Origin of the sequence: Jidongwangia harbinensis, from assembly GCF_020216025.1 — a bacterium.
In the GTDB taxonomy this organism is placed as follows: Bacteria; Actinomycetota; Actinomycetes; order Mycobacteriales; family Micromonosporaceae; genus Actinoplanes; species Actinoplanes harbinensis.
On record NZ_JAIWNC010000029.1, the window covers coordinates 34,944 to 57,924 of the forward strand.

21 protein-coding genes and 1 tRNA gene are annotated in these 22,981 nt (G+C 72.8%); 14 read left to right on the forward strand and 8 right to left on the reverse strand.

Annotated elements, in window-relative coordinates; genetic code table 11:
• Positions 1-78: 78 nt before the first annotated feature.
• Positions 79-528: a hypothetical protein gene (locus tag LDL48_RS30545; RefSeq protein ID WP_225258581.1), complete on the forward strand. Its 450-nt coding sequence runs from the start codon at positions 79-81 to the stop codon at positions 526-528.
• Positions 529-562: 34 nt separating this feature from the next.
• Here LDL48_RS30545 and LDL48_RS30550 read toward each other — a convergent pair whose 3' ends face one another.
• Positions 563-1,141 carry an SMI1/KNR4 family protein gene (locus LDL48_RS30550; protein ID WP_225258582.1) on the reverse strand — a complete coding sequence of 193 codons (579 nt, stop codon included), beginning with the start codon at positions 1,139-1,141 and terminating at the stop codon, positions 563-565.
• 71 nt (positions 1,142-1,212) lie between these two features.
• On the reverse strand, positions 1,213-1,614 hold the full coding sequence (locus LDL48_RS30555; protein WP_225258583.1) for a VOC family protein: 402 nt from the start codon (positions 1,612-1,614) through the stop codon (positions 1,213-1,215).
• Between the two features lie 234 nt (positions 1,615-1,848).
• Between LDL48_RS30555 and LDL48_RS30560 the strand changes: the two genes are divergently transcribed.
• Together LDL48_RS30560 and LDL48_RS30565 are read left to right on the forward strand one after the other, a co-directional pair.
• Positions 1,849-1,920 (forward strand) — tRNA-Tyr (locus LDL48_RS30560).
• Between the two features lie 2 nt (positions 1,921-1,922).
• Positions 1,923-4,211, forward strand: a complete 2,289-nt coding sequence (locus LDL48_RS30565) for a hypothetical protein (protein ID WP_225258584.1) — start codon at positions 1,923-1,925, stop codon at positions 4,209-4,211.
• Positions 4,212-4,242: 31 nt separating this feature from the next.
• On the opposite strand, the gene LDL48_RS30570 is transcribed toward LDL48_RS30565, so the two are convergent.
• Positions 4,243-5,082, reverse strand: coding sequence for a hypothetical protein (locus LDL48_RS30570; RefSeq protein WP_225258585.1), 840 nt, complete (start codon positions 5,080-5,082; stop codon positions 4,243-4,245).
• Between the two features lie 293 nt (positions 5,083-5,375).
• On the opposite strand from LDL48_RS30570, the gene LDL48_RS30575 reads away from it, so the two are divergent.
• On the forward strand, positions 5,376-6,119 hold the full coding sequence (locus LDL48_RS30575; protein ID WP_225258586.1) for a poly-gamma-glutamate hydrolase family protein: 744 nt from the start codon (positions 5,376-5,378) through the stop codon (positions 6,117-6,119).
• A gap of 45 nt (positions 6,120-6,164) precedes the next feature.
• On the opposite strand, the gene LDL48_RS30580 is transcribed toward LDL48_RS30575, so the two are convergent.
• The 3 genes from LDL48_RS30580 to LDL48_RS30590 form a co-directional block, all read right to left on the reverse strand.
• Positions 6,165-7,676, reverse strand: coding sequence for a hypothetical protein (locus tag LDL48_RS30580; RefSeq protein WP_225258587.1), 1,512 nt, complete (start codon positions 7,674-7,676; stop codon positions 6,165-6,167).
• Positions 7,673-9,142 (reverse strand): poly(ethylene terephthalate) hydrolase family protein, encoded by a 1,470-nt coding sequence (locus tag LDL48_RS30585; protein ID WP_225258588.1) that lies wholly within the window; start codon positions 9,140-9,142, stop codon positions 7,673-7,675. The genes LDL48_RS30580 and LDL48_RS30585 overlap by 4 nt, the downstream gene beginning before the upstream one ends.
• Positions 9,143-9,247: 105 nt before the next feature.
• Positions 9,248-11,674, reverse strand: coding sequence for a non-reducing end alpha-L-arabinofuranosidase family hydrolase (locus tag LDL48_RS30590; RefSeq protein WP_372472216.1), 2,427 nt, complete (start codon positions 11,672-11,674; stop codon positions 9,248-9,250).
• A 461-nt stretch (positions 11,675-12,135) separates the two neighbouring features.
• Here LDL48_RS30590 and LDL48_RS30595 point away from each other — a divergent pair, with 461 nt between their 5' ends.
• The gene (locus LDL48_RS30595; RefSeq protein WP_225258589.1) at positions 12,136-12,378 is read left to right on the forward strand and encodes an AMP-binding enzyme; all 243 of its coding nucleotides are present in this window, start codon (positions 12,136-12,138) and stop codon (positions 12,376-12,378) included.
• Between the two features lie 20 nt (positions 12,379-12,398).
• Here the strand turns inward: LDL48_RS30595 and LDL48_RS30600 are convergent, their stop codons facing one another.
• Positions 12,399-12,701 (reverse strand): hypothetical protein, encoded by a 303-nt coding sequence (locus tag LDL48_RS30600; RefSeq protein ID WP_225258590.1) that lies wholly within the window; start codon positions 12,699-12,701, stop codon positions 12,399-12,401.
• A 178-nt stretch (positions 12,702-12,879) separates the two neighbouring features.
• Here LDL48_RS30600 and LDL48_RS30605 point away from each other — a divergent pair, with 178 nt between their 5' ends.
• Positions 12,880-13,923, forward strand: a complete 1,044-nt coding sequence (locus LDL48_RS30605) for an ABC transporter substrate-binding protein (protein ID WP_225258591.1) — start codon at positions 12,880-12,882, stop codon at positions 13,921-13,923.
• On the opposite strand, the gene LDL48_RS30610 is transcribed toward LDL48_RS30605, so the two are convergent.
• A complete protein-coding gene (locus LDL48_RS30610; RefSeq protein ID WP_225258592.1) occupies positions 13,912-15,180 on the reverse strand; it encodes an MFS transporter in 1,269 nt (422 codons plus the stop codon). The genes LDL48_RS30605 and LDL48_RS30610 overlap by 12 nt on opposite strands.
• 66 nt (positions 15,181-15,246) lie before the next feature.
• Between LDL48_RS30610 and pdxR the strand changes: the two genes are divergently transcribed.
• The 8 genes from pdxR to LDL48_RS30650 all read left to right on the forward strand — a co-directional run bounded on the left by pdxR (position 15,247) and on the right by LDL48_RS30650 (position 22,979).
• Positions 15,247-16,722, forward strand: coding sequence for a MocR-like pyridoxine biosynthesis transcription factor PdxR (gene pdxR, locus LDL48_RS30615; RefSeq protein WP_225258593.1), 1,476 nt, complete (start codon positions 15,247-15,249; stop codon positions 16,720-16,722).
• Positions 16,723-16,832: 110 nt separating this feature from the next.
• Entirely contained in the window at positions 16,833-17,111 is a 279-nt protein-coding gene (locus tag LDL48_RS30620; RefSeq protein WP_225258594.1) for an MSMEG_0570 family nitrogen starvation response protein, read from the forward strand.
• On the forward strand, positions 17,108-18,415 hold the full coding sequence (locus LDL48_RS30625; RefSeq protein ID WP_225258595.1) for an MSMEG_0569 family flavin-dependent oxidoreductase: 1,308 nt from the start codon (positions 17,108-17,110) through the stop codon (positions 18,413-18,415). Before LDL48_RS30620 ends, LDL48_RS30625 begins: the two co-directional genes overlap by 4 nt.
• The gene (locus LDL48_RS30630; protein WP_225258596.1) at positions 18,412-19,212 is read left to right on the forward strand and encodes an amidohydrolase family protein; all 801 of its coding nucleotides are present in this window, start codon (positions 18,412-18,414) and stop codon (positions 19,210-19,212) included. Before LDL48_RS30625 ends, LDL48_RS30630 begins: the two co-directional genes overlap by 4 nt.
• An 11-nt stretch (positions 19,213-19,223) precedes the next feature.
• Positions 19,224-19,736, forward strand: coding sequence for an MSMEG_0572/Sll0783 family nitrogen starvation response protein (locus LDL48_RS30635; protein ID WP_225258597.1), 513 nt, complete (start codon positions 19,224-19,226; stop codon positions 19,734-19,736).
• Positions 19,736-20,788: an MSMEG_0568 family radical SAM protein gene (locus tag LDL48_RS30640; RefSeq protein WP_225258598.1), complete on the forward strand. Its 1,053-nt coding sequence runs from the start codon at positions 19,736-19,738 to the stop codon at positions 20,786-20,788. Before LDL48_RS30635 ends, LDL48_RS30640 begins: the two co-directional genes overlap by 1 nt.
• Entirely contained in the window at positions 20,785-22,149 is a 1,365-nt protein-coding gene (locus LDL48_RS30645) for an MSMEG_0567/sll0787 family protein (protein ID WP_225258599.1), read from the forward strand. The genes LDL48_RS30640 and LDL48_RS30645 overlap by 4 nt, the downstream gene beginning before the upstream one ends.
• Positions 22,146-22,979 carry a carbon-nitrogen hydrolase family protein gene (locus LDL48_RS30650; protein WP_225258600.1) on the forward strand — a complete coding sequence of 278 codons (834 nt, stop codon included), beginning with the start codon at positions 22,146-22,148 and terminating at the stop codon, positions 22,977-22,979. Before LDL48_RS30645 ends, LDL48_RS30650 begins: the two co-directional genes overlap by 4 nt.
• Positions 22,980-22,981: the final 2 nt, after the last annotated feature.

A 22,981-nucleotide genomic window follows, 5' to 3' on the forward strand; every position in this document is an offset into this window, starting at 1 on the left:
GCGCGACCCGCGTTGTTCACGCCGTTGCGCGCTGCCGACAGCCATGGACGTAATGGCCCTTCGCCTACCATCCGTGTCATGGCAGCGATGGCGGCGGGGGCGTTTCGCCGGACGGCGGTCGAGCGGTCGGACCAGCGGGTGTCGTGGGAGCGGCCGGATCAGGCGTTCTTCGCGGCGGGAGCATGCCATGTTCTTGCCTGGGCGTGCCGGGATGCGTACGCGGACCGGCCGGTGGAGTTGGCGGCGCTCGTGTTCGAGGGTCGATGGCAGCCGTTTCACGTCTATGCGTCGTGGGAGGGCTGGGCGTTCGACCACTCGGGGTGGAATCCCGAGTCCCACCTGATCGAGATCAATGCGGACTTCGAGCGCCGCATGGTCCAGCGGGTGTCCGTCGGCGTCGGCCTTGACGAGTTCTGCGAGACCTACCACCATCGCAGGCCGGACCAGTTCTGGCGCGATCCGAGGCCGCGCGCCCGCGCGTACCTGAGTCGGAGTACACCGCCATGGGATGCTGCGGCCCGCCGATGACCACCGGGAGTACGCCGTGGACGGTCGGAGGGCCTTATGCCTCGTCCGGCTCGAACGCGGGATGTGCACCGGGGAAGTCGTCCGGGAAGACGCTGACGCGGTGACCGCCCGAGAGGACCATGGACAAGAAGGCCACCGCGCCGCCACCGTCGAACGCGGACCACTCCGGTCCGCGTGCCTCGTTCACCACTACCGTCCACGCATCCGGGTCGTCGGCCGGATGACGTACCCAGTAGCAGAAGTCACCGTTGTCGGTCCGGCCGAACGGTAGCAGTTCGTCGTTTCGGAAGGGGACCTGCTCGCCTCCGTCGCGGAGGTAGTCCAAAGCCCACGCGGTGCGCTCCGCCTGGTGCTCGAGCCGTAGCCCGTCGATGCGCGATCCCGGTTGAAAGACGCCGAGGAACTCGTCGAACGAGCCCGACCCGTACGTTTCGATCAGCCACTTGTAGTCACCTGGGAGCCGCGTGCCCAGTCGTGCCTCCACCGCCGCCCAGTCGGGCACGACGGCTGGTCTGGACGGTGGCGGTACGAGCGCCAGCAGATCGTCCCTTGCCGTCAACGTTTCTCCTCCGCCGCTCGGGTCCGTGGGCATCTCAAGATACGTCCCGCCCATCACCTCACCGCTACCTCGACGTAGATCAACGCCACCAGGACGTCGCGGTCGGCAGGAGACCCACGAGACGCCTACCGCTCGGTCGGCGCCTCGGGCTCGAGGAACTCGAGCCGGTTGCCCAACGGGTCGAATGCGTAGAACCGGCGGTGCCCGGGAAAGTTGCCGTCCCAGTCGACGTCGACGCCCGCGTCCCTCAGTCGCTTCGCCAGCGCGTCGAGGCCGGCGATCAGCAGACCGGGGTGGGCCTTGCGGGCGGCGGTGAAGTCCTGCTCCACTCCGAAGTGGAGCTCCAGGCCACCGCCGCGGAACCAGCAGCCACCGCGGGCGGCCAGTACCGGCGGCTTCGCGATCTCCGTCATGCCGAGGACGCCGCCGTAGAACGCCCGGATCCGGTCCTCGGCACCCGGCGGAATGGCCAGCTGTGTGTGGTGCAGTCCGTGGAACGAGTAGGGCAGCTCGGGTGTGGTGCTCATGGATTCTCCTCCCGCATCGACCAGCTCGAACAACCCACAACATCGGCCGACGGCCACGGGCGCGGCGAAACCCGGCCTGGCTCGAGGCCGACCCTATCCCCGGGGTCGCCGGTCACCCCGGACCGGGACGCGGACGTCCGCCGACCCGGTGGATGCGGAGGTCGGGAAATGCGCGGCGCGGGTGCCCGGGCCGACGGTATGGTCGGCCGGTACGCGGGCCGTGGTCCGCGATGGCGGCGTGTAGCTCAGAAGGAGAGCACCGGGCTGTAGACCCGGAGGGCGCGGGGGCGGATCCCGCCACGCTGGCGATGAGTGACGAGAAGCGACTGACGAACGACGATCGGCCGTCCGCCGGCACGGACTACGTCCTGGGCGAGCTGGCCAGGGCGTTCGCCACCGCGGCGGCGCACGAGGACGCGGCGACGCGGCGGAGGGCCGACGAACGTGGGCGTCGTTGGGCGGCCGTTCTGCGGGGCATGCTGAGCGGCACCCTGCGGATCGGGTCCCGCACGCCGGTGGCCGACCTGCCGGTGTGGGTGACGCCGGAGGTGGTGCGGGGTGGGTTCGCTACCGGCGGGGCCGCTGCCGGCGGGGCGGTGCAGCCGGACGAGGGCGCCCTGGCCCGGCGGCTGGGTGTACCTGCCGAGCGCCGGGCGTTGTTCGCCCACCACCTGACCGAGCGCGGTCTGGCCGAACTGACCGCCCTGCTCGACAGCGGCGCGTACCGGGTGGCTCTGCCGGAGCATGCGGCGCTGCCGGTGGTGGCGTGGCTCCTGCGTGCCGGGGACCGCGACGGCGCGCTGGCGGTGCTCGAGGAGATCGGCCCGTACGCCGACCGGTTGCGGTTTTCGCCCTTCGCCGACGGCACGCCGGACGGTGACCCCGAGGTGGTGTGGCGCGAGACCGCCGCGGACGCGCGGGAAACGCTGGCGCGCCGGCCGCCGAACCCGCGGGTCGAGGCGCAGCGCGAGGCGCTCACCGTCTGGAATCCGTTCGCCGACGAACTGCTCGCGTTGTGGTGCGAAACCGTTGTCGACGGCGTGGTCACGGACGAGGTCGACGACGACTGGCTGCGCCGGGCGTCGGCCCTGTTGCACCGCTACGAGCGTCTCGCTGCCGCTCACACCCGCTGTGGCAAGCATCGGCGGCCCAAGGAGAACCTGGCCATTCTCCGGGCCGCGGTGCAGGAGGTGGTGACCGGCCGGGCACTGGGTCCGCGCACCCGGGGCCTGCTGCAGCACGCCGTCGACGCCATGCTGCGCCGGCGTGGGTTGCCCGGTTCCGCCGAGCATGCCGCGGTGCGTGCGGGGCAGGCCGCGGCGATCGCCCGGCCGACGCACCACCAGCTGGCGCGAATCCTGGTGCGACGGCTGGCGGCCCTGCCGCCCCGGCAGGGCATCGCCGACCTGCCGGCGGTGCTGGCTCCCACGCTCGCCGGCGAGGACGACGGCGTTCCGGCCGGGACCGCCTTCCCCGATCCACTGACCGCGCCGGTACGGCGGGCCCTCGCCGGCACCGTCGGAGATCTGGTGGCGGCGCGGATCGTGGCGTCCGCCGAGGTTCTGGCGACGCTGGTCCCGCAGATCGCTGCCGCTACGGCCGCGGCGCCCTATCGCGACGACACGTTGCGCAGGCTGATGGCCGCCACCTACCGTGCCTTCCGCAACCGCCGCTCGCTGCTGCTGCGCGACCTGGAGCGTCAGGTGCAGCTCGACGAGCTGCCGTGGGTGCGGGCGGTCCGGGTGTACCGCGCCGCCGACGACGACACCCGCGGCGAGGCCCACGCGACGCTGCGCCGGCTGGGCGAACTGGCCATCGACGGATTCCCCGCCACGCTGCTGCCCAATCCACTGGTCAGAGAGCTGGCCACGTTGAGCCGCGAGGCCGGCGCGAACCTGCCCTGGGTGAGTGAACTCGCCGCGGACATCTTCGAGGGAACCTTCTCCGCCACCTTCGTGGGGGCCGCGGAGATCGCCGCCGATCTGCTCCGGGGGACCCTGTACAGCCGGTACTACGACATCGACTACGACCTGGTCCGAGCTGCCGGGAGCACCGTCGAGCGCGGCCCGCACGCCGCAGCCACGTCACCCGCGTTCGACGCGCTGTGCCGGGACCGCGCCGGAGCACGAGGCGGCTACTCCGTCGCCGCCAACGGCACGGTCATCGAACAGGCACAGATCATCACCACCCACAACCTGGCGACGCTGGTGGCCCGGGTCGCCGTGCGTCCGTCGTCCGACTGGTCGACCACGGCCGACCGCGCCTTCGCCGTCGCGGGCACCCTCGCCGGGCGGCTGCGCGGCAATCCGAGGCCGCTCGGCACGATCAAGGACATCGCGTACGCCTGGCGGCATCTGGTCTTCTACCTGTCGCTCTGCGAGCCCGCCGACGTGACCACCCGGCTCGCCCACTGGTCGCGCGATCTCGACAACCGGCCGGGACATGTACGGGCCGCGCTCGCTCCGGCGCTCGCCGGCCTGGCACACGTCGCCGCCGGTAACACCGTGGCGCCGGACGGCACCGCCGGTACCGGCCGGCGGCTGCTGGGGTGGACCACCGACCGACACTGGATGGCCCCGCGCGTCGAGCGGCGATGACTCCGGACCCGGCAGCCGTCCACTCCCACGTCTAGCGAGCCGGGCGGATCCATGGGTCGACGATCAGGTGGTCGAGGCCGATTGCGGCCAACCTGTCGTACAGCGGCTGGGTCAGCTGGAGCATCATCACCCGCATCTTTCCGTCCTCCGAACCGGCCAGGTAGATGCCCGGATCAGCGTCCATCAGCGCACGGACCGCCTCGCCGACGGTGGCCTGCAGCCTCTCCTCAGCGGCGATGCTGTGGCCACCGGGCGCGGCGACCACGCAGAGGTTGTCGGAGTATGTCGCGGTCAACGCCGCCCGGGCCTGGTCCACGTCGCCGCTCACCACCTCGACCACCAGGACGCGGGCGTTCCCGACGTGCGTCGCGAACGGCTCGGCGAACTGGTCGGGACGGGCGTGCAGATGGTCGCGGACCCGGTCGTCGACCCAGTCCTCGCCGTCCCGCCAGCCACCGGCCGGCGCCGGGCACGGCGGAGTGTCCGGCAGGTCCGAGTCCCCGAGCACGCCGCCCGACGGGGGCGAGTACGGCATCCGCCGGATGTCGGACAGCCCGCTCGGATGCCACCGGCCACGCAGCGTCACACCGTCCGTCGGCTTGATTCCGGGCACCCGGATACCGTGCGGGCAGGGCCCGTAGATGGCCGGAACCGGGGCGGGCGAGCACATCGTCGAACCCTTCTCGACCGGGCCGCTCGCCTCCACGAGGTCGCCGTCCCGGACGATCAGCCCGGCCGGCCCCTCGGCAACGATGCCCGGCCCCGCCGCCATGACCGCCGATGCCGGTGCGGGCTCCGGCGGTGTCCGGTGCAGGGCGAACACCAGCGTCCCCGCGGCCAGGATCGTGGCCGCGGCGGCACCGACCGGCACCCACCGTCCAGGTCCGCGATCACGAGGCACGATGTCCCCCTGCCAGCTCCGACGTCCGCGCACCGGTCAGAGGCTAGGCGTTGATCGACTCCCGGGACGTCCCCCAAGCCAGCCGACCGTGCGTCCGAACGGGGGAGGCCGTACCGGACCCCGATGGGCGAACCCCGGTGGTGCGTGCCAGTTGTCGTCTGTCAGGGGAGCCCTCGGCGGCGGGCTCGGCACGGGACCCACGGTCCGGCCGGCGCGTGCGAGAATCCGTGTCGTTCGGCGACGTTCGGCGCGGGGATGACGTGATGAGACGTGCACCATGGGCGCTGAGCGCCCTCGGCGTGACACTGGTGATGCTGACCGTCTACGGTGTCGCGTCACCGCGTTCCGTCCGGTCGCCGGAGCCGCGGGCCACCGGCGCCGTTCCGGGCACCGTGGCGGAGTACCCGTCGATGACCGCGTTGCGCAAGGTGGAGAAGGCGGACGCCTACCAGATCGCGATCGAGATCACCGACTCTCCGCTGATCGTGGTCGCACCGCACGGCGGCGCGATCGAGATACGTACCAGCGAGATCGCGCAGGCCGTCGCCGGGACCGACCACACCCAGTGTCATTTCCAGGGCCGGCTGCCGGCCGGAAAGAATTTCCCCCGGCTCCATGTGACCAGCGAGCACTGGGATCTCGAGGAATGCCTGATCCTGATCCGCCAGCGTACGCACGCGCTGTCGGTCCATGGCACCAAGCGTGAGGGCCGGACCGTGTTCATCGGCGGCCGGGACACCGACACCGGCGCGCGGCTGGCGACTGCCCTCAGGACTGCCGGGTTCACGGTCGTCCAGCCCGCGCCCGCCGACATCGCCGGAACGTCACCCGACAACTTCGTCAACAAGGACTCCGACGGCCAGGGCGTGCAGTTCGAACTGACCGCCGACCTGCGCACGGATCTGTTTCCGACGAAGGACGGCCCGGCATCGGCGTGTACGGCCACGTTCCGCACCTGCGGGCAGGCGTTCGTCGACGCGGTGCGCGGTGTCTATGCGACGACCTGACAGACGCGGCTCGCCCGGTGCCGGCCGGTCCGTGCGCCCGCGAGGTCAGGTCAGGGCGGTGTGCGCCTCGGCGAGGAAGCGGTCGCGGTCGTCGCCGTGGGCGAGGGCCGCGTTGTAGGTGGCGTCGAGCGCGGCGGCCAGCGGATCGTCGTTCGCCAGAGCGATCAGGGCGGGGAACGCCGCGGCCTGTTGCAGCATCTCGGTCGCGCCGTGTGCGCCGAGCGCATTCGGGCCGAGGCGAAGCGGGATGGTGGTGTGCGGCACCTCGGGGTCGGACAGGAGCCGGCGGAAGGCGGCGCCCGGGTCGGCGATGAGCCGGGGGAGTGGGCGACCGGCCTCGGCGTCGGCGAGCGCCTCGGCGATCCACCCGATCTGTTCCAGTCCGGCCACGCGCATCGCGCGGCGGGCCGCCCAGCAGGCCGCCGCGCGCTGACCGGCGGCGGGAAGCGCGTCGATCCGGTCGAGCAGAGCGCGGTCGATCCGGGCCAGGGACTGCGCCTGGCCGGCCAGGCCGCGGACGCGCTCCGACGGCGGCGGACCTCCCCACCGCCGCGCCTCCCGCTCGGCCGCGCGGCGGCGGTGCTCCTCGGCCCGTGCGGTCGCCGCGGCGGCCTGGGTGCGCAACTCGTTGATCCACGGGTACGACCCGGCGCCGTCGAGCAGGTGGTCCCAGATCAGTCCGAGCGCGGCGGCGTGCCGGCCCAGCACGCCTTCGTGCCGCAGCGTGCCGCCGTCCGGGCCGGAGATCAGCCGGACGGTGCTCGGCTCGTCGTCCGGCAGGGTCACGAGCGGCCGCGGGAAGATCGGCTCGTCGGCAAGGGCCCACGACCAGGTCAGGGTCTCGTCGTCGACCCGGCCGAGCCGGACCTCCAGGTCGCCCGCGGGCAGCACCGCGACCGGAATCTCGATTGGCCCGGGCCGGTGGCAGACCACGGTCACCCGGGACAGGCCGGTGTCGTCCTCGTACGGGTCGGGTGGTGGCGGCGCCAGCCGGGCGTGGCGCTCGGGCGGGCGCGGCACCAGCGACAGCATCGCCCACTCGGCGGCCTTCGCCGGCTTCCGCTCCCAGCCGCGACGTACCGGGTCGGCCAGCACGGTGCGCCACGGTGTCTGCTCGGACACCGCCCAGATGTGCAGCTCGTGTCGCTCGGGCGGGTGGTCGTCGGTGCGTTCGTTCTCGTGCAGGCGGTGCCGGGCGTGTACCCGGATCCGGATCAGGCCCCGGGGCACCGGGACGTCGGTGAGGGCCTCCGCGACGCCGCCCATCAGGCCGACCACCGACAGCCGGCCGCTGGGACACCAGAGGGTCGCCTCACTGATCGCGTCCCAGCCGGGATCGGCCTGCGCCGGTGGCCCGGGCAGAACCACCGCGCGTGCCTCGATCCAGCCGGTGTGGATGCCGCAGAAGCCGACCAGCTGATGCGGCCCGCCGACGTGCAGCAGGTCGTCGCCGAGCATGGAGGTCCCCAGGTTCGAGGCGCCCGGCACGGTGTACACCTGGTACTGGCAGTAGCTGACGAACAGCCGCGCCCAGTCGGTCACGAGTGCGGGAGTCACGCGGGAATCCTACGTCCGTCCTGATTGGAGCCGCTGACCCTCGGCGGAGAAACGACTCGGGCGGGCCCGGCGTAACGCCGGGCCCGCCCGCTTTCGGTCCCGTTCCACCTGCCTGTCAGAGCCCGTCGTACGGATTGCCCGCCGGGCCGGTGATGCTCACGCGCGAGGCGGAACTGCTGGTTGGTCTGGCCGTGGCAGTCGTAGAGCTGGACCTGGGTGCCGTTGGTGGTGTTCCAGACGTCCAGGCATCGTCCGGACTGGACGCCGCTGATGGTGCCGTTGGAGTTGAGGTTCCATTGTTGGTTGGTCTGGGTGTGGCAGGCGTAGATCTGGACGGCGGTGCCGTTGCCGGAGCCGGCTGCGTCCAGGCACATGGTGCCGTTGACCTGGAGTTGTTTGTCGGTGGTGTAGGTCCAGGACTGGTTGGTCTGCTGGTTGCAGTCGTAGAGCTGGACGCGGGTGCCGTTGCCGGATGTGGTGCTGGGTGCTTCGAGGCATCGTCCGGACTGGGTGCCGACGATCTGGCCGGCCGAGCCGGGCGGGTTGGGCGGCGTGGACGGCGGCGTGCTCGGCGGGGGGTCCGAGGGCGGAGTCGTCGGCGTCGCGGGCAGCAACGGGCACGTGCTGCGGTAGGTGACCACGCCGCTGGAGTCCAGCAGCGGGCACAGGAACTGGCTGTACCGGGCGTCGTTGTCGAGGAACATCTTGAGGAACGGCAGCATGGTCCGGATCAGCACCGGGTCGGACCGCCCGACCATGAACCCGTGATCCCCGTTGGCGACCTCCAGGTAGGCGCTTTCCGTCGTGGCCGGGATGCTGTTGTACAGCGTGGTGGCGTAGGACGGGGTCACCACCGTGTCCCGTTGCCCGGAGAAGATCATCGTGGGTACCCGGTCATTGGCCAGGTTCGACGACGGCGAGTACGGCGCGATCCCGACCACGGCCTTCAGCGAGGAGCGCCGGATGGCTGCGCTCAGCGCCCCGCCACCGCCCATGGAGTGGCCGGAGACGGCGAGCCGGTTGGGGTCGACCCGGTCGCGTACCGGGCTCTGCTGCGTCAGGTAGTCCAGCGCGGCGAGCAGCTGGGTGCCCCGGGCCGTGTCGAAGTCGTTGCGGCTGTTGGTTTCGATGCCGATCACGACGAAGCCGTGGGAGGCCAGCCACGGCCCCATCCAGGCCAGTTCGGCGGAGAACAACGCGGTGTAACCCGGCGAGATCGCGATCGCCCCGAAGGTGCCCTGGCTGGTGTCCGTCGGGTAGTAGATGCGGCCGCCGTTGAAGCCGTTTCCGGTCGGGACGCTGACCGACGTGTTGGCGAAGGGGCCGTTCACGGCCGCCACGCTGGCCCGGGTGGGGTCCGGCCCCCGCTGGTACGGGTTGTCGGCGGCCGACGCCGACACGGTGGTCAGCGCCGTAACGGACAGCCCGACCGCGGCGGCGAGTCCCACCACGGCGAGCTTGACCAACCGTCTTGTGTGTCTTCGCACTTCGCTACCTCCTGATGATGAGGTGATGGGGAGCGGACGGGCCCGGCCGGTGCCGAGCCCGTCCGCTTCGGCGTTGCCCGATCGTCAGCGTTGCAGTGTCAACAGACCCGGCCGGTACGGCAGGAGGCCGTAGTCACCGCCGGAGTTGGGCGAACGCCCCTGGTAGAGCATCTGGAGGTTGCAGGCGTTCACGGTCATGGTCTGATCCGCGTTGGTACGGAGCAGCTCACCGTGGCTGATGTCGTTGGTCCAGGTGACGCCGGTGTTGGCCTTGCCGGCGAACGGGCTGCCCTCGGACGTGGCCTGCGGCGTCCACGAACCACCCAGGCTGGTGGCGGTGTACGACCGGAAGTAACGGCCCTGGGAGCCGATCGACTCGACGAGCATCAGGTACCGGTTCTCGCCGTCGAGCTTGTAGACCTGCACACCCTCGAACAGGTTGTTCGTCGAGTCGGTCATGATCGTCTCGTAGTTCGCGCCGAAGTTGCCCGGGAAGTTCCCGATCGGCATGCTGGCCCGGTAGATCCGGCCGTTGTCCCCGGCGAAGAACAGGTACATGTTCTGGCTGTCGCCGATGAGGGCCTGGTCGATCGGGCCCGTGCTGGAGTTGGAGATGCTGCCGGTGAAGAGCGTCTGCGCCGCCGACCAGCTGTTCACATTGGTCGGATCGGTCGACGTCCGGTACGAGAAGGCCGGTCCGCCCCACTGGTAGGCCAGCACCCAGACGTTACGAGGTGCGAAGTAGAACAGCGACGGCGCGACAGCCGCGAACGGCATCGCGTTCTGGCTGGCCGACCCCATCTGGTTCCAGTTGGCGAAGGTCCCGAAGTTCATCGAGCCCCACGTCGTTCCGGTGTCGTGCGTCGTCGCGTAGACCAGCTGCTGGCCGTTGTACGGCGCGTGGGTGAAGTCCTTCAGCGACACCCACCCCGACCTCGGCTGCGCCAGCGCGCCCGTCGACGACCAGCGGTACGACGACGGCAGAGCGCAGGTGGTGGCCGGCGGCGGTGTGGTGGTCGGCGGATCGGTGGCACCGCCGGCGGCGAGGCGGAACTGCTGGTTGGTCTGGCCGTGGCAGTCGTAGAGCTGGACCTGGGTGCCGTTGGTGGTGTTCCAGACGTCCAGGCATCGTCCGGACTGGACGCCGCTGATGGTGCCGTTGGAGTTGAGGTTCCATTGTTGGTTGGTCTGGGTGTGGCAGGCGTAGATCTGGACCGCGGTGCCGTTGCCGGAGCCGGCTGCGTCCAGGCACATGGTGCCGTTGACCTGGAGTTGTTTGTCGGTGGTGTAGGTCCAGGCCTGGTTGGTCTGCTGGTTGCAGTCGTAGAGCTGGACGCGGGTGCCGTTGCCGGATGTGGTGCTGGGTGCTTCGAGGCATCGTCCGGACTGGGTGCCGACGATCTGGCCGGCCGAGCCGGGCGGGTTCGGCGGGTTGGACGGCGGGTTGGACGGCGGGTTGGACGGAGGCGTCGTGGGGCCGGCGCTGTTCAGCGCGTCCAGGGTGGCCGTGTAGGCGGCCTTCTTGTTGCCGTTGCACTCGAAGAGCAGCGGGGTGCCGCTGGACCGCCACGAGTCGCAGTCCCGCACGCCCCACACGGTGATCCCGTTGCAGCGGGCCACGGCCAGGCAGTCGTTGACCACGCTGCGGAACGTGTTCGCCTGCGACTGACCGGATCCCTCGATGTCCAGCTCGGTGATCTGCACGTCCACGCCGAGCGCGGCGAAGCTGGACAGCGTGGTGCGGTAGTTGCTGTTGTACGCCGACTGCGCGTTGAAGTGCGACTGGAAACCGACGCAGTCGATCGGCACGCCGCGCGACTTGAAGTCGCGCACCATGTTGTACACGGCCTGCGTCTTGGCCCAGGTCCAGTTGTCGGTGTTGTAGTCGTTGTAGCAGAGCTTCGCATTCGGGTCGGCCGCGTCGGCGGCCCGGAACGCGGCCTCGATCCAGTCGTTGCCGCTGCGCTGCAGGTTCGAGTTGCGGCGGGCGCCGCTGTTGCCGTCCTCGAACGCCTCGTTCACCACGTCCCAGGAGTCGATCTTGCCGCGGTAGTAGGTGGCCACCCGGGTGACGTGGTTGAGCATCGCGCTGCGCAGAGCGGAGCCCTCCATGGTCCGCATCCACTCCGGCTGCTGTGAGTGCCACGCCAGGGTATGGCCCCGAACCTTCCACCCGCGGGAGATGGCGTGGTTCACGATCCGGTCCGCGTTACCGAAGGTGAAGTTGTTCTGCTGCGGCTCGGTCGCGTCGATCTTCATTTCGTTCTCGGCGGTCACACTGTTGAACTCCCGATTCAAGATCGTGGAGTACGTGCTGTCGCTGAGCCTGCCCCCGGCGACGGCGGTGCCGAAGTACCGACCCGACTGGGTCGCCGCCGCGGCCAGGGTGGACTCGGCGGCGTGCGCGAGGTTGGGCAACAGGGACACGGTGAGAGCCGCGGCGACCGCGGCGATTCCGAGTACCGACGGCGTTCGGAGTCGACGCCCGGGGGGACGGTTCCGGGAGACCATCTGGATCCTCCATATTGGGATAAGAAGCTTTCTTGCACAAGACGGGCAAAAGCCCGCTGACGGTGAGCGGCTCCGCCACCGCGGCCGGTGGAGTGGTGGTGGCCAAGAGCGCTCAGCTCGGTGGGTTGAGGTGCACCTCCGGGCGACGGGGATGGGTCGTTGCCGGCAAGGACCGTCTCGGCTCATGGCGGGTTGGTGAGGGTCGAGGCGGCGTCAACGATCGGGGGGATAGCGGCGCGTTCTGTCCAGTTTTGGGGGTGTATCGAAGCGTTGTGAACGTTCACAATCTTCGATGGGTTCAGGTTTACAGAAAATTACAGTTTCATCAAGCGAGAGTTTCGGGCCATGGCCGGTAGTTTCAACGTTGTTGCGGACGTCGGCTCTCGGACGGCCCCGAGAGGCCGGCGGGTGCGTGACGCGAACCGCGTCTCGCTCGCCGCAGGGGCGAACTGTTCGTCCGGGTGCTGGCCGCCGACTCCACCGTGGCCGAGGCCTACGTGGTCAGCCGGCCCGACGACGTCACCGGGGAGGCCGTACACGCCTATGTCGTGCCGGCCGGCGGTCGTGCGCCGGACGCCTCGGCACTGCGCCGGCTGGTCGCCGAGTCGCGGGGCGAGGCGGCCGTGCCGCGACGGGTCCGGATGATCGACCGGGTGCCGGTCACGCCCAGCGGCAAGCCGGACAAGCGTGCCCTGCCGATCTGATCCGGATTCCGTCCCGAGGCTCAGTCCTCGTCGCGGTACGCGCGAAGCGCACGCCGCACCCGGTAACGGTCCCGGCGATTGGCCCGGCGCCGGAAGACCTGCCGTTCGCGGCTGCAGCTGCCGCCGTCGCATCCGAGCACGTGATATCCGCCGGCGCTCCAGTAACAGCGTCCGTGCGGTGCACCGGTCGTCACGGTGTCGGCGCTGATCGTGCCCGGCAACGTGCACGGTCCGAACCGGTGGTCGTGCACGGCAACGGCCGTCACGCCCGGCTTGTCGGCCATCCGGACCCACCGTGGTCGGATCTTGTCAGTCCTGCTCATACGGGCACCTTTCGGCTCCGTGCAGCCCCGGGACGGGGCCGTCACTAGACCGGGTGCACCGTGATCACCTCGACATCGACACGAGCGGCAGGACGGGACCGATGCTACCCGGCGCGCGCCGCACCGGCGGCCGGCCGCGATGCCCCCGCGGTTGTCCCGGCCGACCAGGATGGGCGCCATGCCGGCGACCCCTCGTACGATCTCCCGTCGGCTGCTGCTCACCGGCGGGTTCGGCGTGCTGGCCGGCGCCGCGGTCGGCGGATGCGGGGCCGACGAGCATCACCCGTCCGTCGCGGGCGGTGACGGCACGCCCGGACCGCCGTTCCCCAACCCGGTCGAGCACCGGTACGGCGCCACCGTCATCCCGGCGCGGCCGGAGCGGGTCGCCGCCCTCGGCCGGGGCGACGCGGATGTGCTGCTCGCGCTCGGCGTGCGACCGGTGGTGGTGCACGACTGGGTGGGGGTCTGGCCGCCGGGTGTCGGTCCGTGGTCACGGCCGGCACTGGGCGGTCTCAGCCCGACCGTCCTCACCGGGGCCGGGATCGACGTGGCGGCGGTCGCGGCGGTCACCCCGGACCTGGTGACGGCGACCAGGATGGTGGCGCCGGACCGGGCGGCCTGGGCGCGGCTGAACGAGGTGGCGCCGGCGGTGCCCGACCCGGCGGTTCCGGTCACCTGGCGCGGCCGCGCGCCCTACGACACCACCTGGCAGGAGCAGACGACGATCATCGCCGCCGCGTGCGCCCGGTGGGACGACGGTCGCCGTCTGGTGGCCGGCACCGAGGCGGCGATCGCAGCGGTCCGGCGGGACAACCCGGGGTTCGCCGGCCGGACGGTGAGCGTGGCGGTGGCGGCGGGCGACAGGTACCACGCCTACATCCGCCGCGACGACCGCGTCCGGCTGCTCGAGATGATCGGCTTCCGCAATGCCGGGCGGATCGAGCACACCGCGCCCGACACGTACCCGGACCCGAAATTCCACACCGTGCTCTCGCGTACGGACCCGTCCTGGCTGGACGCCGACCTGACCGTGGTGTTCGGCGACGGCACCGGGTTGCGTGCCGACCGGGCGCTGAACGGTCTCCCGTCGGCGCGGTCGGGCCGGCTGCTCATCGTCGACGACGCCGACCTGGCCGGCGCGTTCGCGATCGGCACCGCGGTCAGCATCCGGTACGCGCTGGACCGGTTCGTACCCATGGCGGCGAAGGCGCTAGGCGGGTAGGGCGGCGCGGCGCCCGGCGTCCTCGCCGAGGTTCTGCGGATGGCCGATCGGCTCCCGCGGCCACTGCAACGGCTGTTCCGGACCGAGCACGGCACGGTGCCCACCCGGCCCGGGTGGCGCGGGATCCGCGGTCGCCGGCGGACCCTCGGCCGGTGGGAGACGCGCGGCCGACAGCGCGGCGGCCAGCAACGCCGCGGCGCCGGCCAGAGTGAACGCGGCGCCCGGCCCGGCCACGTCGACCAGCGCGCCCCCGGCGGCGGCGCCGATCGACGTACCGACCGCGGTCGCGGTGGCCAGCCAGGCGAACGCCTCGGTGCTGGTGCCGGCCGGCGCGGCGCCGCCGACCAGGGCGTACGAGCTGGCCAGGATCGGCGCGATCAGCGAGCCGGCGACCACCATCGCCACCGCGAACGAGAGCGGCGTGGCCGACGCCGCGACCAGCAGCAGGTGCCCGGCGCCCAGCGCGGCCAGCAACCGGGTGAAGCCGCGGCCGGCCGCCGCGCCGCCACCGAGCCGGGCCGCCACCACGCCGCCGGCCAGCGAACCGGCGCCCCAGAGGCCGAGCAGGAGACCGGCCGCCGGGCCGGCCGCCGCGGTCGTCGCCACCTCGGTGGCGCCGAACAGAACGCCCACCCCGCCCAGGACGGCCACCAGCACGCGGAGCGCCGGCGAGGCCAGGGCGGTGCCGCGGCTGCGGGTGACCGGTGGTGGCCGCCAGGTCCGGGAGGCCGGGGAGAGCGCGAACAGGGTCGTGGCGAGGACGAGCACCAGTCCGGCCGCGGCCAGCGCGGTGTCGGACCCGGCGAGGATTCCCCCGCCCAGGGCGAGTGGCGGGCCGGCGATCCAGGTCAGTTCGGTGGCGGCCGCGTCCACCGCGTACGCGCGACGTTGCTGGACCGGGCCGGACCGCAGCAGCGGGATGAGCGTCCGCAGGCAGGCGCCGACCGGTGGGGTGGCGAGCCCGATCAGCGCCGCCAGCAGCATCAGCACACCCAGTGGGGTGTCGTCGGGGACCGCCGCGATGGTGCCGAGCGCCGCCGCCGCGGTCAACGCCGAACCGAGCAGCACGGCGGTCTGGCCGTGCCGGTCGACCAGGCGGCCGAGCAGCGGGCCGCCCACTCCCTGCGCGGCGGCGAGCGCGCCCGCGGCGGCCCCGGCGGCGGTGTACGAGCCGGTGAGGTGTTCGACGTGGACGAGCACGCCGAGACTGAACGCGGCGAGGGGCAGACGGGCGAGGACCGACGTGGTGAACAGCATGGCTCTACGCTGGCCGGTAACTGGTGCAGAGAACAGGCCCAGTGGGGTGCCGAGAGAGGGGTCCAGTTGGAACTGCTGCTGACCGTCTCGCGGGATCGGCCGGACACCCTGCGGACGCAGATCGAGGTGCAGCTGCGGACCGCGATCCGGGACGGCAGCCTGCGACCCGCCACCGTGGTGCCGTCCACCCGTGACCTGGCGGCGCAGCTCGGGTGCTCGCGCAGGGTGGTCGCCGACGCGTACGCCCAGCTCGCCGCGGAGGGTTACCTGGCGCTGCGGCAGGGCGCCCGGCCGCGGGTCGCGGACGGGCCGTTCCGCCCGGTCGCCGCGGAGGACCGTGGTGTTCCACCGGAGCGCTCCAGTGGAACACCACGGTCCCTGTTGCCCGACGCCACGCCCCCGGTCCGCTTCGACTTCCGGCCGGCCCGGCCGGACGTCTCCGCGTTTCCGCGCGAGGCCTGGAGCCGTTGCCTGCGCGACGCGGTCGGCGAGATCACCGTGGCGGATCTGGGGTACGGCGACCCGTTCGGGGTGGACGCGCTGCGCGAGAGCATCGCCGGTTACCTGGGTCGGGTCCGCGGCGTGGTCGCCGACCCGGCGTGCGTGGTGGTCACCAACGGCTATCTGCCGGGGCTCGGACTGGTCTGCCGCGCCCTGGCCGCCCGCGGCGCCCGGCGGATCGCGCTGGAGGACCCGAGCAGCTGGGACCACGACCACATCGTGGCGCGGGCCGGGCTCGAGCCGGTGCGCGTGCCGGTCGACGACCGGGGCCTGCGGGTCGACCTGCTGGACGCCGCGCACGTGCAGGCGGTGGTGCTCACCCCGGCCCACCAGCACCCCACCGGGGTGGTGCTCACGCCGGGCCGCCGCGCCGAACTGGTCACCTGGCTGCGGCGGCACGACGCGATCGCGATCGAGGACGACTACGACGCCGAGTACCGCTACGACCGGCCGGCGGTGGGCGCGCTGCAGGGCCTGGACCGCGACCATGTGGTGTACGCCGGCACGGCCAGCAAGGTCCTCGCGCCGGCCCTGCGGCTCGGCTGGATGGTCGTGCCGGCCGCGCTCGCCGCGGACATCCGGCACGAGCGGATGCTGTCCGACCAGGGCACCGCCCGGATCGAGCAGCTGGCGTTCGCCCGTTTCCTGGAACGCGGCGACCTGGACCGGCACCTGCGCCGGATGCGGCTGCGGTACCGCGCCCGCCGCGACGTGATGATCGAGGCGCTGGCCGCCGACCTGCCGGGCGCGCGGGTCTGCGGCATCGCGGCCGGGCTCCATGTCACCGTCGAACTGCCCGGGGCCGGCGACGAGACCGGGATCCGGCGGGCCGCCGGGGCGGCCGGGATCGCGCTGGGCGCCCTGACCGACTACCGGACCGGCCGGGACCGGCCGGCCACGCTGATCCTCGGGTACGCGCAGATGTCCGAGGGCCGGATCCGCGGCGGCGTGCACGAGCTGGCCCGGGTGATCCGGGACGTTCGCCGGTCGGCGGCCGGAACACCGGCGGGCCGCCCGGCCGGCCGTGGTGAGGAGTATTAAACGCTTGCTTGTTCCGGAGGAAACCGCGGGGAAACCGCCGGTGCCTTGACTGAGCCGCATCACCAGCCGCACACCGGGGGTTCCCGGGAGCGGCGGACGGAGGTGCCGCGATGCCGGAACGGTACGTGTCGGTGCGCTGGCCGGACGGGCCCGCGCAGCGCATCTATTCGCCCTCGACGGTGGTCGAGGACTACTTCGCCGTCGGGCAGGCGTACCCGGTCGACGAGTTCGTGGCCACCTGCCGGGAGGCCCTGCTGATCGCCGGTGACCGGGTCCGGGCGGCGTACGGCTTCCCCTGCGGCAGCGCCTCCCGCTCGATCGCGCTGGTCGAGGCGCACGCCGCGGCGTTCCCGGACGGCGACGTCGTGGTCGAGGGGATAGGGTCGTGAGCGCGCACCACGCGGTCGCCGTCGTCGGCGGTGGCCAGGCCGGGCTGTCGATGAGCTGGTACCTGCGGCAGCGCGGCGTCGACCACGTCGTCTTCGAGCGCGACCGGATCGGCCACGAGTGGCGGGACCGGCGCTGGGACTCGTTCTGCCTGGTCACCCCGAACTGGCAGTGCCGGCTTCCGGGGTTCCGGTACGACGGCGACGACCCGGACGGTTTCATGGCCGGCGCCGAGGTCGTCGACTATCTGGAGAGGTACGCCGCGTCGTTCGAACCGCCGGTGGCCGAGGGCGTCACGGTGACCCGGCTGCGCCGGAGCACCACCGGCGTCTTCCACCTCACCACCTCGGCCGGTCCGTGCACCGCCGACCAGGTGGTGGTCGCGACCGGTCCCTACCACGATCCGGCGGTGCCGCGGATCGCCGAGCGGCTGCCGGCCGGCGTCGTGCAGCTGCACTCCTCGCAGTACCGCGCCCCGGACCGGTTGCCGCCCGGCGCCGTGCTGGTGGTCGGCACCGGGCAGTCCGGCTGCCAGATCGCCGAGGACCTGCACCTGGCCGGGCGGCAGGTGCACCTGGCGGTGGGCAGTGCCCCGCGCGCCGCCCGGCGTTACCGGGGCCGCGACACGCTGGCCTGGCTGGAGGACATGGGCCACTACGCCCGCGGCATCGACGAGTTCGCCGACGCCGACGCCGTCCGGCTGCGGGCCAACCACTACATGACCGGGCGCGGCGGGGGCCGCGACATCGACCTGCGGGCGTTCGCCCGCGACGGCATGCGGCTGTACGGGCGGCTGCGCACCGTCGACGGCCCGGCGGTGACGTTCGGCGACGGCCTCCGTGCCGACCTGGACAACGCCGACGCGGTCGCCGACGGCATCAAGGACGCCATCGACCGCTGGATCGACGGCCGGGGGATCGACGCGCCGGCCGAGGCCCGGTACGTCCCGGTGTGGCAGCCCGGCGCGCCGGTCGGGGCGATCGACCTGGCCGCCGAGGGCGTCACCGCGGTGGTCTGGGCCACCGGGTACCACCGCGACCACCGCTGGATCGAGGTGCCGGTCTTCGACGGCCGCGGCTACCCGACCCACGAGCGCGGCGTGACCAGCTGCCCGGGCCTGTACTTCCTGGGCCTGCCCTGGCAGTACACCTGGGGGTCGGGCCGGTTCGCCGGCGTGGCCCGCGACGCCGAGCACCTCTGCGCCGCGATCACCGCCACCCGCCGGCGCCAGGTCACCGAGGGGGTCAGCTGGTTGGCCGGCACCCCCACCGAGACCTACCCCGAGCTGGACCGGCTCGCGGCATGAACGACGCACACCGCCACCTCGGGCTGCTTCCCGCGTACCCGTTCTACGGCGGGCCGCCGGTCCGCCCCGACGTGACCGCCCGCGCCACCATCGACGAGCTGATCGCCGACCTGGACGCGGAGGGCACCGAACGGGCGCTGATCCTGCCGAACTACGGCGTCCCCGACCCGGACGTGGCGTTCGCCCTCAACGACCTGGTGGTGGAGGCGGCGCAGCGCGACGACCGGATCCGCTGTGGGCTCTGGGTGTCGTCGCGGGCCGCCGACGCCGCCCGGACGGCCCGGGCGCTGCGCCTGGCCGGCGAGGACGGCGTCCGGGCGCTGAAGCTGAGCTTCCTGCTCGGCGGCACCGCCGACGATCCCGGCCTGGAACCGATCTTCGCCGCCGCCCGCGAGCACGACCTGGTGGTGCACGTGCACACCTCGCCCGGCGCGGCCTCCGACATCGACCGGGTCGGCACGCTCGTCGACCGGTACGGCGACCACGTCAAGGTGCACCTGGTGCACTTCGGCGGCGGCATGAGCGGTCACATCAAGCTGATCGGCTCGCGGTTCTTCGACTGGATCGCGGCCGGCAAACAGGTCTACACCGACCTGTCCTGGGCCATCGGGTTCGCCCCCCGATGGCTCGCCGAGGAGATCGACCGGCGCGGCCTCGGCCACGACCGGGTGCTGTTCGCCAGCGACGAACCCTGGGGGGACCACGCCGGGGAGTCGGCCCGCCTGCGGGCCGTCGTCGCCGGCCGGGAACTGTCCGACGCCGTCTTCCGCTCCACATTCGACAAGCTCTACGCCTGAAGGAGACCGCCATGACCGACCTGACCGAACTCGAGCAGAAGAGCCTCGACGAGATCCCGCACCCGGCCCTCGCCGACGGGTCCAGCATCTACGGCGGCACCAAGGTGTTCCCCGACTACCAGGCCGAGGAGGGGCAGAGCTACTTCACCCTGGTGCACGGCATCGCGCACGAGTCGTCGGTCAGCTTCGTCGCGGTGCTGCAGGCCACCCGGGCGCTGCGCAAGGGCTTCGAGTCGGCCATCTACTTCTACGGCCCCGGGTCGCTGAACTGCCTGGCCACCCGCGGCTTCCCGACCACCGGCACCTCGGCGTTCCCGGGCGAGCACAACCTCAACAACTCGTTGGCCACGTTCATCGCCGAGGGCGGCAAGGTGTACTGCTGCCGGTTCGGCCTGAGCCTGCACGGCGCCCGCGAGGAGGACCTGATCGCCGGCGTCATCCCGACCCACCCGCTCGACGTGCAGGACGCGCTGATCCACTACGCCCGCAAGGGCGCCATCATCAACTCGACCTACATGTTCTAATGTCCGTCGATCTCCGATCCGACCTGGCGGTGCGCGGCGTGCGGGTGGCGACACCCGTGCGCCGCCCCGCGGGGGCCGGTCCCAGCGACGACGGGCACCTGGTCATCGACGGCGCGAACGCCGCCCTGCCGATCGATCCGGCCAGCCCGTATGAGGTCCGCGACGACCGGGTCTGGCTCGGGGACACCGACACCGGCCTGTCCCTGCAGGTGGTGCGCCGCCCCCGGTTCTACGACCTGACCACCGCCGACGGCGTGCGCTACGAGCAGATCGCCCGGCTGCACGGCGCGGACGTGCTGGCCACCACCGTGGTGCAGACCTGCATCCGGTACGCCGAGGACCAGCGGTGCCGGTTCTGCACCATCGAGGAGCCGCTGCGCACCGGCAGCACGGTCGCCGCCAAGACCCCGGCCCAGCTGGCCGAGGTGGCCGAGGCGGCGGTCCGCCTGGACGGGGTCCGCCAGATGGTGCTGACCACCGGCACCACCGCGGGCCCGGACCGCGGGGCGCGCACCCTGGTCCGCGCCGTGCGGGCGGTGCTCGGCGCGGTACCCGGCCTGCCGGTCCAGGTGCAGATCGAGCCGCCCGGCGACCTGGCGGTGCTGGACGACCTGCGGGCGGCCGGCGCGTCGTCGATCGGCATCCACGCCGAGTCCCTCGACGACGAGGTACGGCGGCGGTGGATGCCCGGCAAGGGCAGCGTCCCGCTGGCCGAGTACGAGGCCGCCTGGGACCACGCGGTGCGGGTGTTCGGCCGCAACCAGGTGTCCACGTACCTGCTGATCGGCCTCGGCGAGGACCCGGACGAACTGGTCGCCGGGGCGGCCGGGCTGATCCGGCGCGGGGTCTACCCGTTCGTGGTGCCGTTCCGGCCGATGGCCGGCACCCTGGCCCGCCGCGACGGCCACCCCGCACCGCCGCCGTCGCTGGTGCGGGACGTCTCCGAACGGGTTGCCGCGCTGCTGCGCGCGGCGGGGATGCTCGGCGCCGACCAGAAGGCCGGCTGTGCCGCGTGCGGTGCCTGCGGCGTGCTGCGGGCGGCCGGCGGATGACCGACCTCGTCCCCGCCCTGCTCGGTGCACCGCCCGCGTCGTTCCAGATCTCGCCGGCCGCCGACCAGCGCGACTACCGCCGGTTGCGCCGGCGGGTGTTCGTGGACGAGCAGGGCCTGTTCGACCGCACCGACGCCGACGAGCGCGACGACGACCCGCGCACCGTGGTGCTGCTGGCCCGGGCGCCGGACGGCACGGTGCTCGGCGGGGTCCGGGTCGGCCCGGCCGGCGCCGGCCCGGACATCGGCTGGTGGGCCGGCAGCCGGCTGGTCGTCGACCCCGCCGTCCGCGGCGCGCGCGGCATCGGGCCGGCGCTGGTCCGGGCCGCCTGCGCGTACGCCGAGAACGCCGGGGCGCTGCGCTTCGACGCCACCGTCCAGTCCCGCCACGAGCCGATGTTCCGGCGCCTGGGCTGGCGGGCGGTGCGCCGGGCGCCGGTGGCCGGCCGCCCGCACGTCCTGATGCGCTGGCCGATCGGCCGGATCGCCGCCCTGGCCGCCGCCACGAAGAATCCGCTCGGCCCGCTGCTGCGCGACCTGCTGCCCGGCGGGACCGGCTTCGTCGGCGACGACGGCGCACCGGTGCCCGGCACCGACCTGGTCGCCGCGTGCGACGCGATCCTGCCGTCCATGGTGGAACGTGACCCGGACTGGGCCGGCTGGTGCGCGGTGCTGGTCAACGTCAACGACCTGGCGGCGATGGGCGCCGAACCGGTCGGCCTGCTCAACGCGGTCGGCGCCCGGGACGCCGCCTTCGCCGCGCGGATCCTCGCCGGACTCCGGCGCGGTGCTGCCGCGTACGGGATCCCGATCCTCGGCGGGCACACCCAGCTCGGCGTGCCCGCGGCCCTGTCCGCGACGGCGCTCGGGCGCACCGCGCACCCGGTGCCCGGCGGTGGCGGGCGGCCCGGCGACCGGGTCCGGCTGACCGCCGACCTCGGCGGGCGCTGGCGGCCCGGCCACCACGGCCGGCAGTGGGACTCGACCACCCACCGCAGTGCGGCGGAACTGCGCCGGCTCACCTCGTTCGTCGCGGCGGCCCGCCCAGCCGCCGCCAAGGACGTCTCGATGGCCGGCATCGCCGGGACCCTCGGCATGCTCGCCGAGGCCGGCGGGTGCGGGGCGATCCTCGACGTCGCCCGGGTGCCGCGCCCGGCCGGCGCGACGACGGGGGACTGGCTGACCTGTTTCCCGGGCTTCGCCATGGTCACCGCCGGGGACCTGGCTACCGCGGCGCCCGCGCCCGCGGTCACCGCCCGGTGCGGCGAACTCACCGCCGGCCGGGGCGTCCGGCTGCGCTGGCCGGACGGCGAACTCACCGACGCGATCGACGCCGGTGTCACGGGATTGGGGACGGCATGACGGTGATCAGGATGGCCGCGGTGGCCGACGAGTTCGACCGCGACCTGGACGGCGACTTCGCCCGCATCGAGAAGCTGATCGAGTCGGCCCGCGCCGACGGCGTACACCTGCTCGCCCTTCCCGAGGCCTGCCTCGGCGGTTATCTCGCCCACCTCGACGGCGGCGCCGACCAGCCGCCCGCGCTGCGCCTGGACTCTCCGGAGATCGCCCGCCTGGTCGAACTGGCCGGCAGCATGGTGGTCTGCGCCGGGTACTGCGAGGCCGACGGCGACCGCCGGTACAACAGCGTGGTCTGCGTCGGCGCCGGGCGGGTGCTCGGCAACCACCGCAAGGTGCACCAGCCGCTTCGGGAGAACGCCAGCTACGCCTCCGGCGACACGTTCGCGGCGTTCGACACTCCGGTCGGCCGGATCGGGCTGATGATCTGCTACGACAAGGCGTTCCCGGAGTCCGCCCGGATGCTGGCCCTGGACGGCGCCGAGATCATCGTCTGCGTGTCGGCGTGGCCGGGCAGCCGCACCGACGCCCCCGCCGACCTCGCCGAGGACCGCTGGACCCGCCGCTTCGACCTGTTCGACCGGGCCCGGGCGCTGGAGAACCAGGTGGTCTGGCTGTCGGCCAACCAGGCCGGCACGTTCGGCTCGCTGCGCTTCGTCAGCAGCGCCAAGGTGGTCGACCCGGGCGGCGACGTGCTGGCCACCACCGGCACCGCGGCCGGGGTGGCGGTCGCCGACGTACCGGTGGCCGGGGTGATCGCCGCGGCCCGCCGCTCGATGGGGCACCTGCGGGACCGCCGGCCGGAGGCGTACCCGGCGCTGTCGACGGTCTGAGG

What these genes read in the sequence shown, in the direction of transcription:
- LDL48_RS30545 (WP_225258581.1), top strand. Translation starts at nt 79, where the DNA reads ATGGCAGCGATGGCGGCGGGGGCGTTTCGCCGGACGGCGGTCGAGCGG.
- LDL48_RS30620 (WP_225258594.1), top strand. Translation starts at nt 16,833, where the DNA reads ATGCCGGAACGGTACGTGTCGGTGCGCTGGCCGGACGGGCCCGCGCAG.
- LDL48_RS30600 (WP_225258590.1), bottom strand. Translation starts at nt 12,701, where the DNA reads ATGAGCAGGACTGACAAGATCCGACCACGGTGGGTCCGGATGGCCGAC.
- LDL48_RS30635 (WP_225258597.1), top strand. Translation starts at nt 19,224, where the DNA reads ATGACCGACCTGACCGAACTCGAGCAGAAGAGCCTCGACGAGATCCCG.
- LDL48_RS30575 (WP_225258586.1), top strand. Translation starts at nt 5,376, where the DNA reads ATGAGACGTGCACCATGGGCGCTGAGCGCCCTCGGCGTGACACTGGTG.
- LDL48_RS30565 (WP_225258584.1), top strand. Translation starts at nt 1,923, where the DNA reads ATGAGTGACGAGAAGCGACTGACGAACGACGATCGGCCGTCCGCCGGC.
- LDL48_RS30640 (WP_225258598.1), top strand. Translation starts at nt 19,736, where the DNA reads ATGTCCGTCGATCTCCGATCCGACCTGGCGGTGCGCGGCGTGCGGGTG.
- LDL48_RS30650 (WP_225258600.1), top strand. Translation starts at nt 22,146, where the DNA reads ATGACGGTGATCAGGATGGCCGCGGTGGCCGACGAGTTCGACCGCGAC.
- LDL48_RS30630 (WP_225258596.1), top strand. Translation starts at nt 18,412, where the DNA reads ATGAACGACGCACACCGCCACCTCGGGCTGCTTCCCGCGTACCCGTTC.
- LDL48_RS30555 (WP_225258583.1), bottom strand. Translation starts at nt 1,614, where the DNA reads ATGAGCACCACACCCGAGCTGCCCTACTCGTTCCACGGACTGCACCAC.
- LDL48_RS30610 (WP_225258592.1), bottom strand. Translation starts at nt 15,180, where the DNA reads ATGCTGTTCACCACGTCGGTCCTCGCCCGTCTGCCCCTCGCCGCGTTC.
- LDL48_RS30645 (WP_225258599.1), top strand. Translation starts at nt 20,785, where the DNA reads ATGACCGACCTCGTCCCCGCCCTGCTCGGTGCACCGCCCGCGTCGTTC.
- LDL48_RS30590 (WP_372472216.1), bottom strand. Translation starts at nt 11,674, where the DNA reads ATGGTCTCCCGGAACCGTCCCCCCGGGCGTCGACTCCGAACGCCGTCG.
- LDL48_RS30605 (WP_225258591.1), top strand. Translation starts at nt 12,880, where the DNA reads ATGCCGGCGACCCCTCGTACGATCTCCCGTCGGCTGCTGCTCACCGGC.
- LDL48_RS30550 (WP_225258582.1), bottom strand. Translation starts at nt 1,141, where the DNA reads ATGGGCGGGACGTATCTTGAGATGCCCACGGACCCGAGCGGCGGAGGA.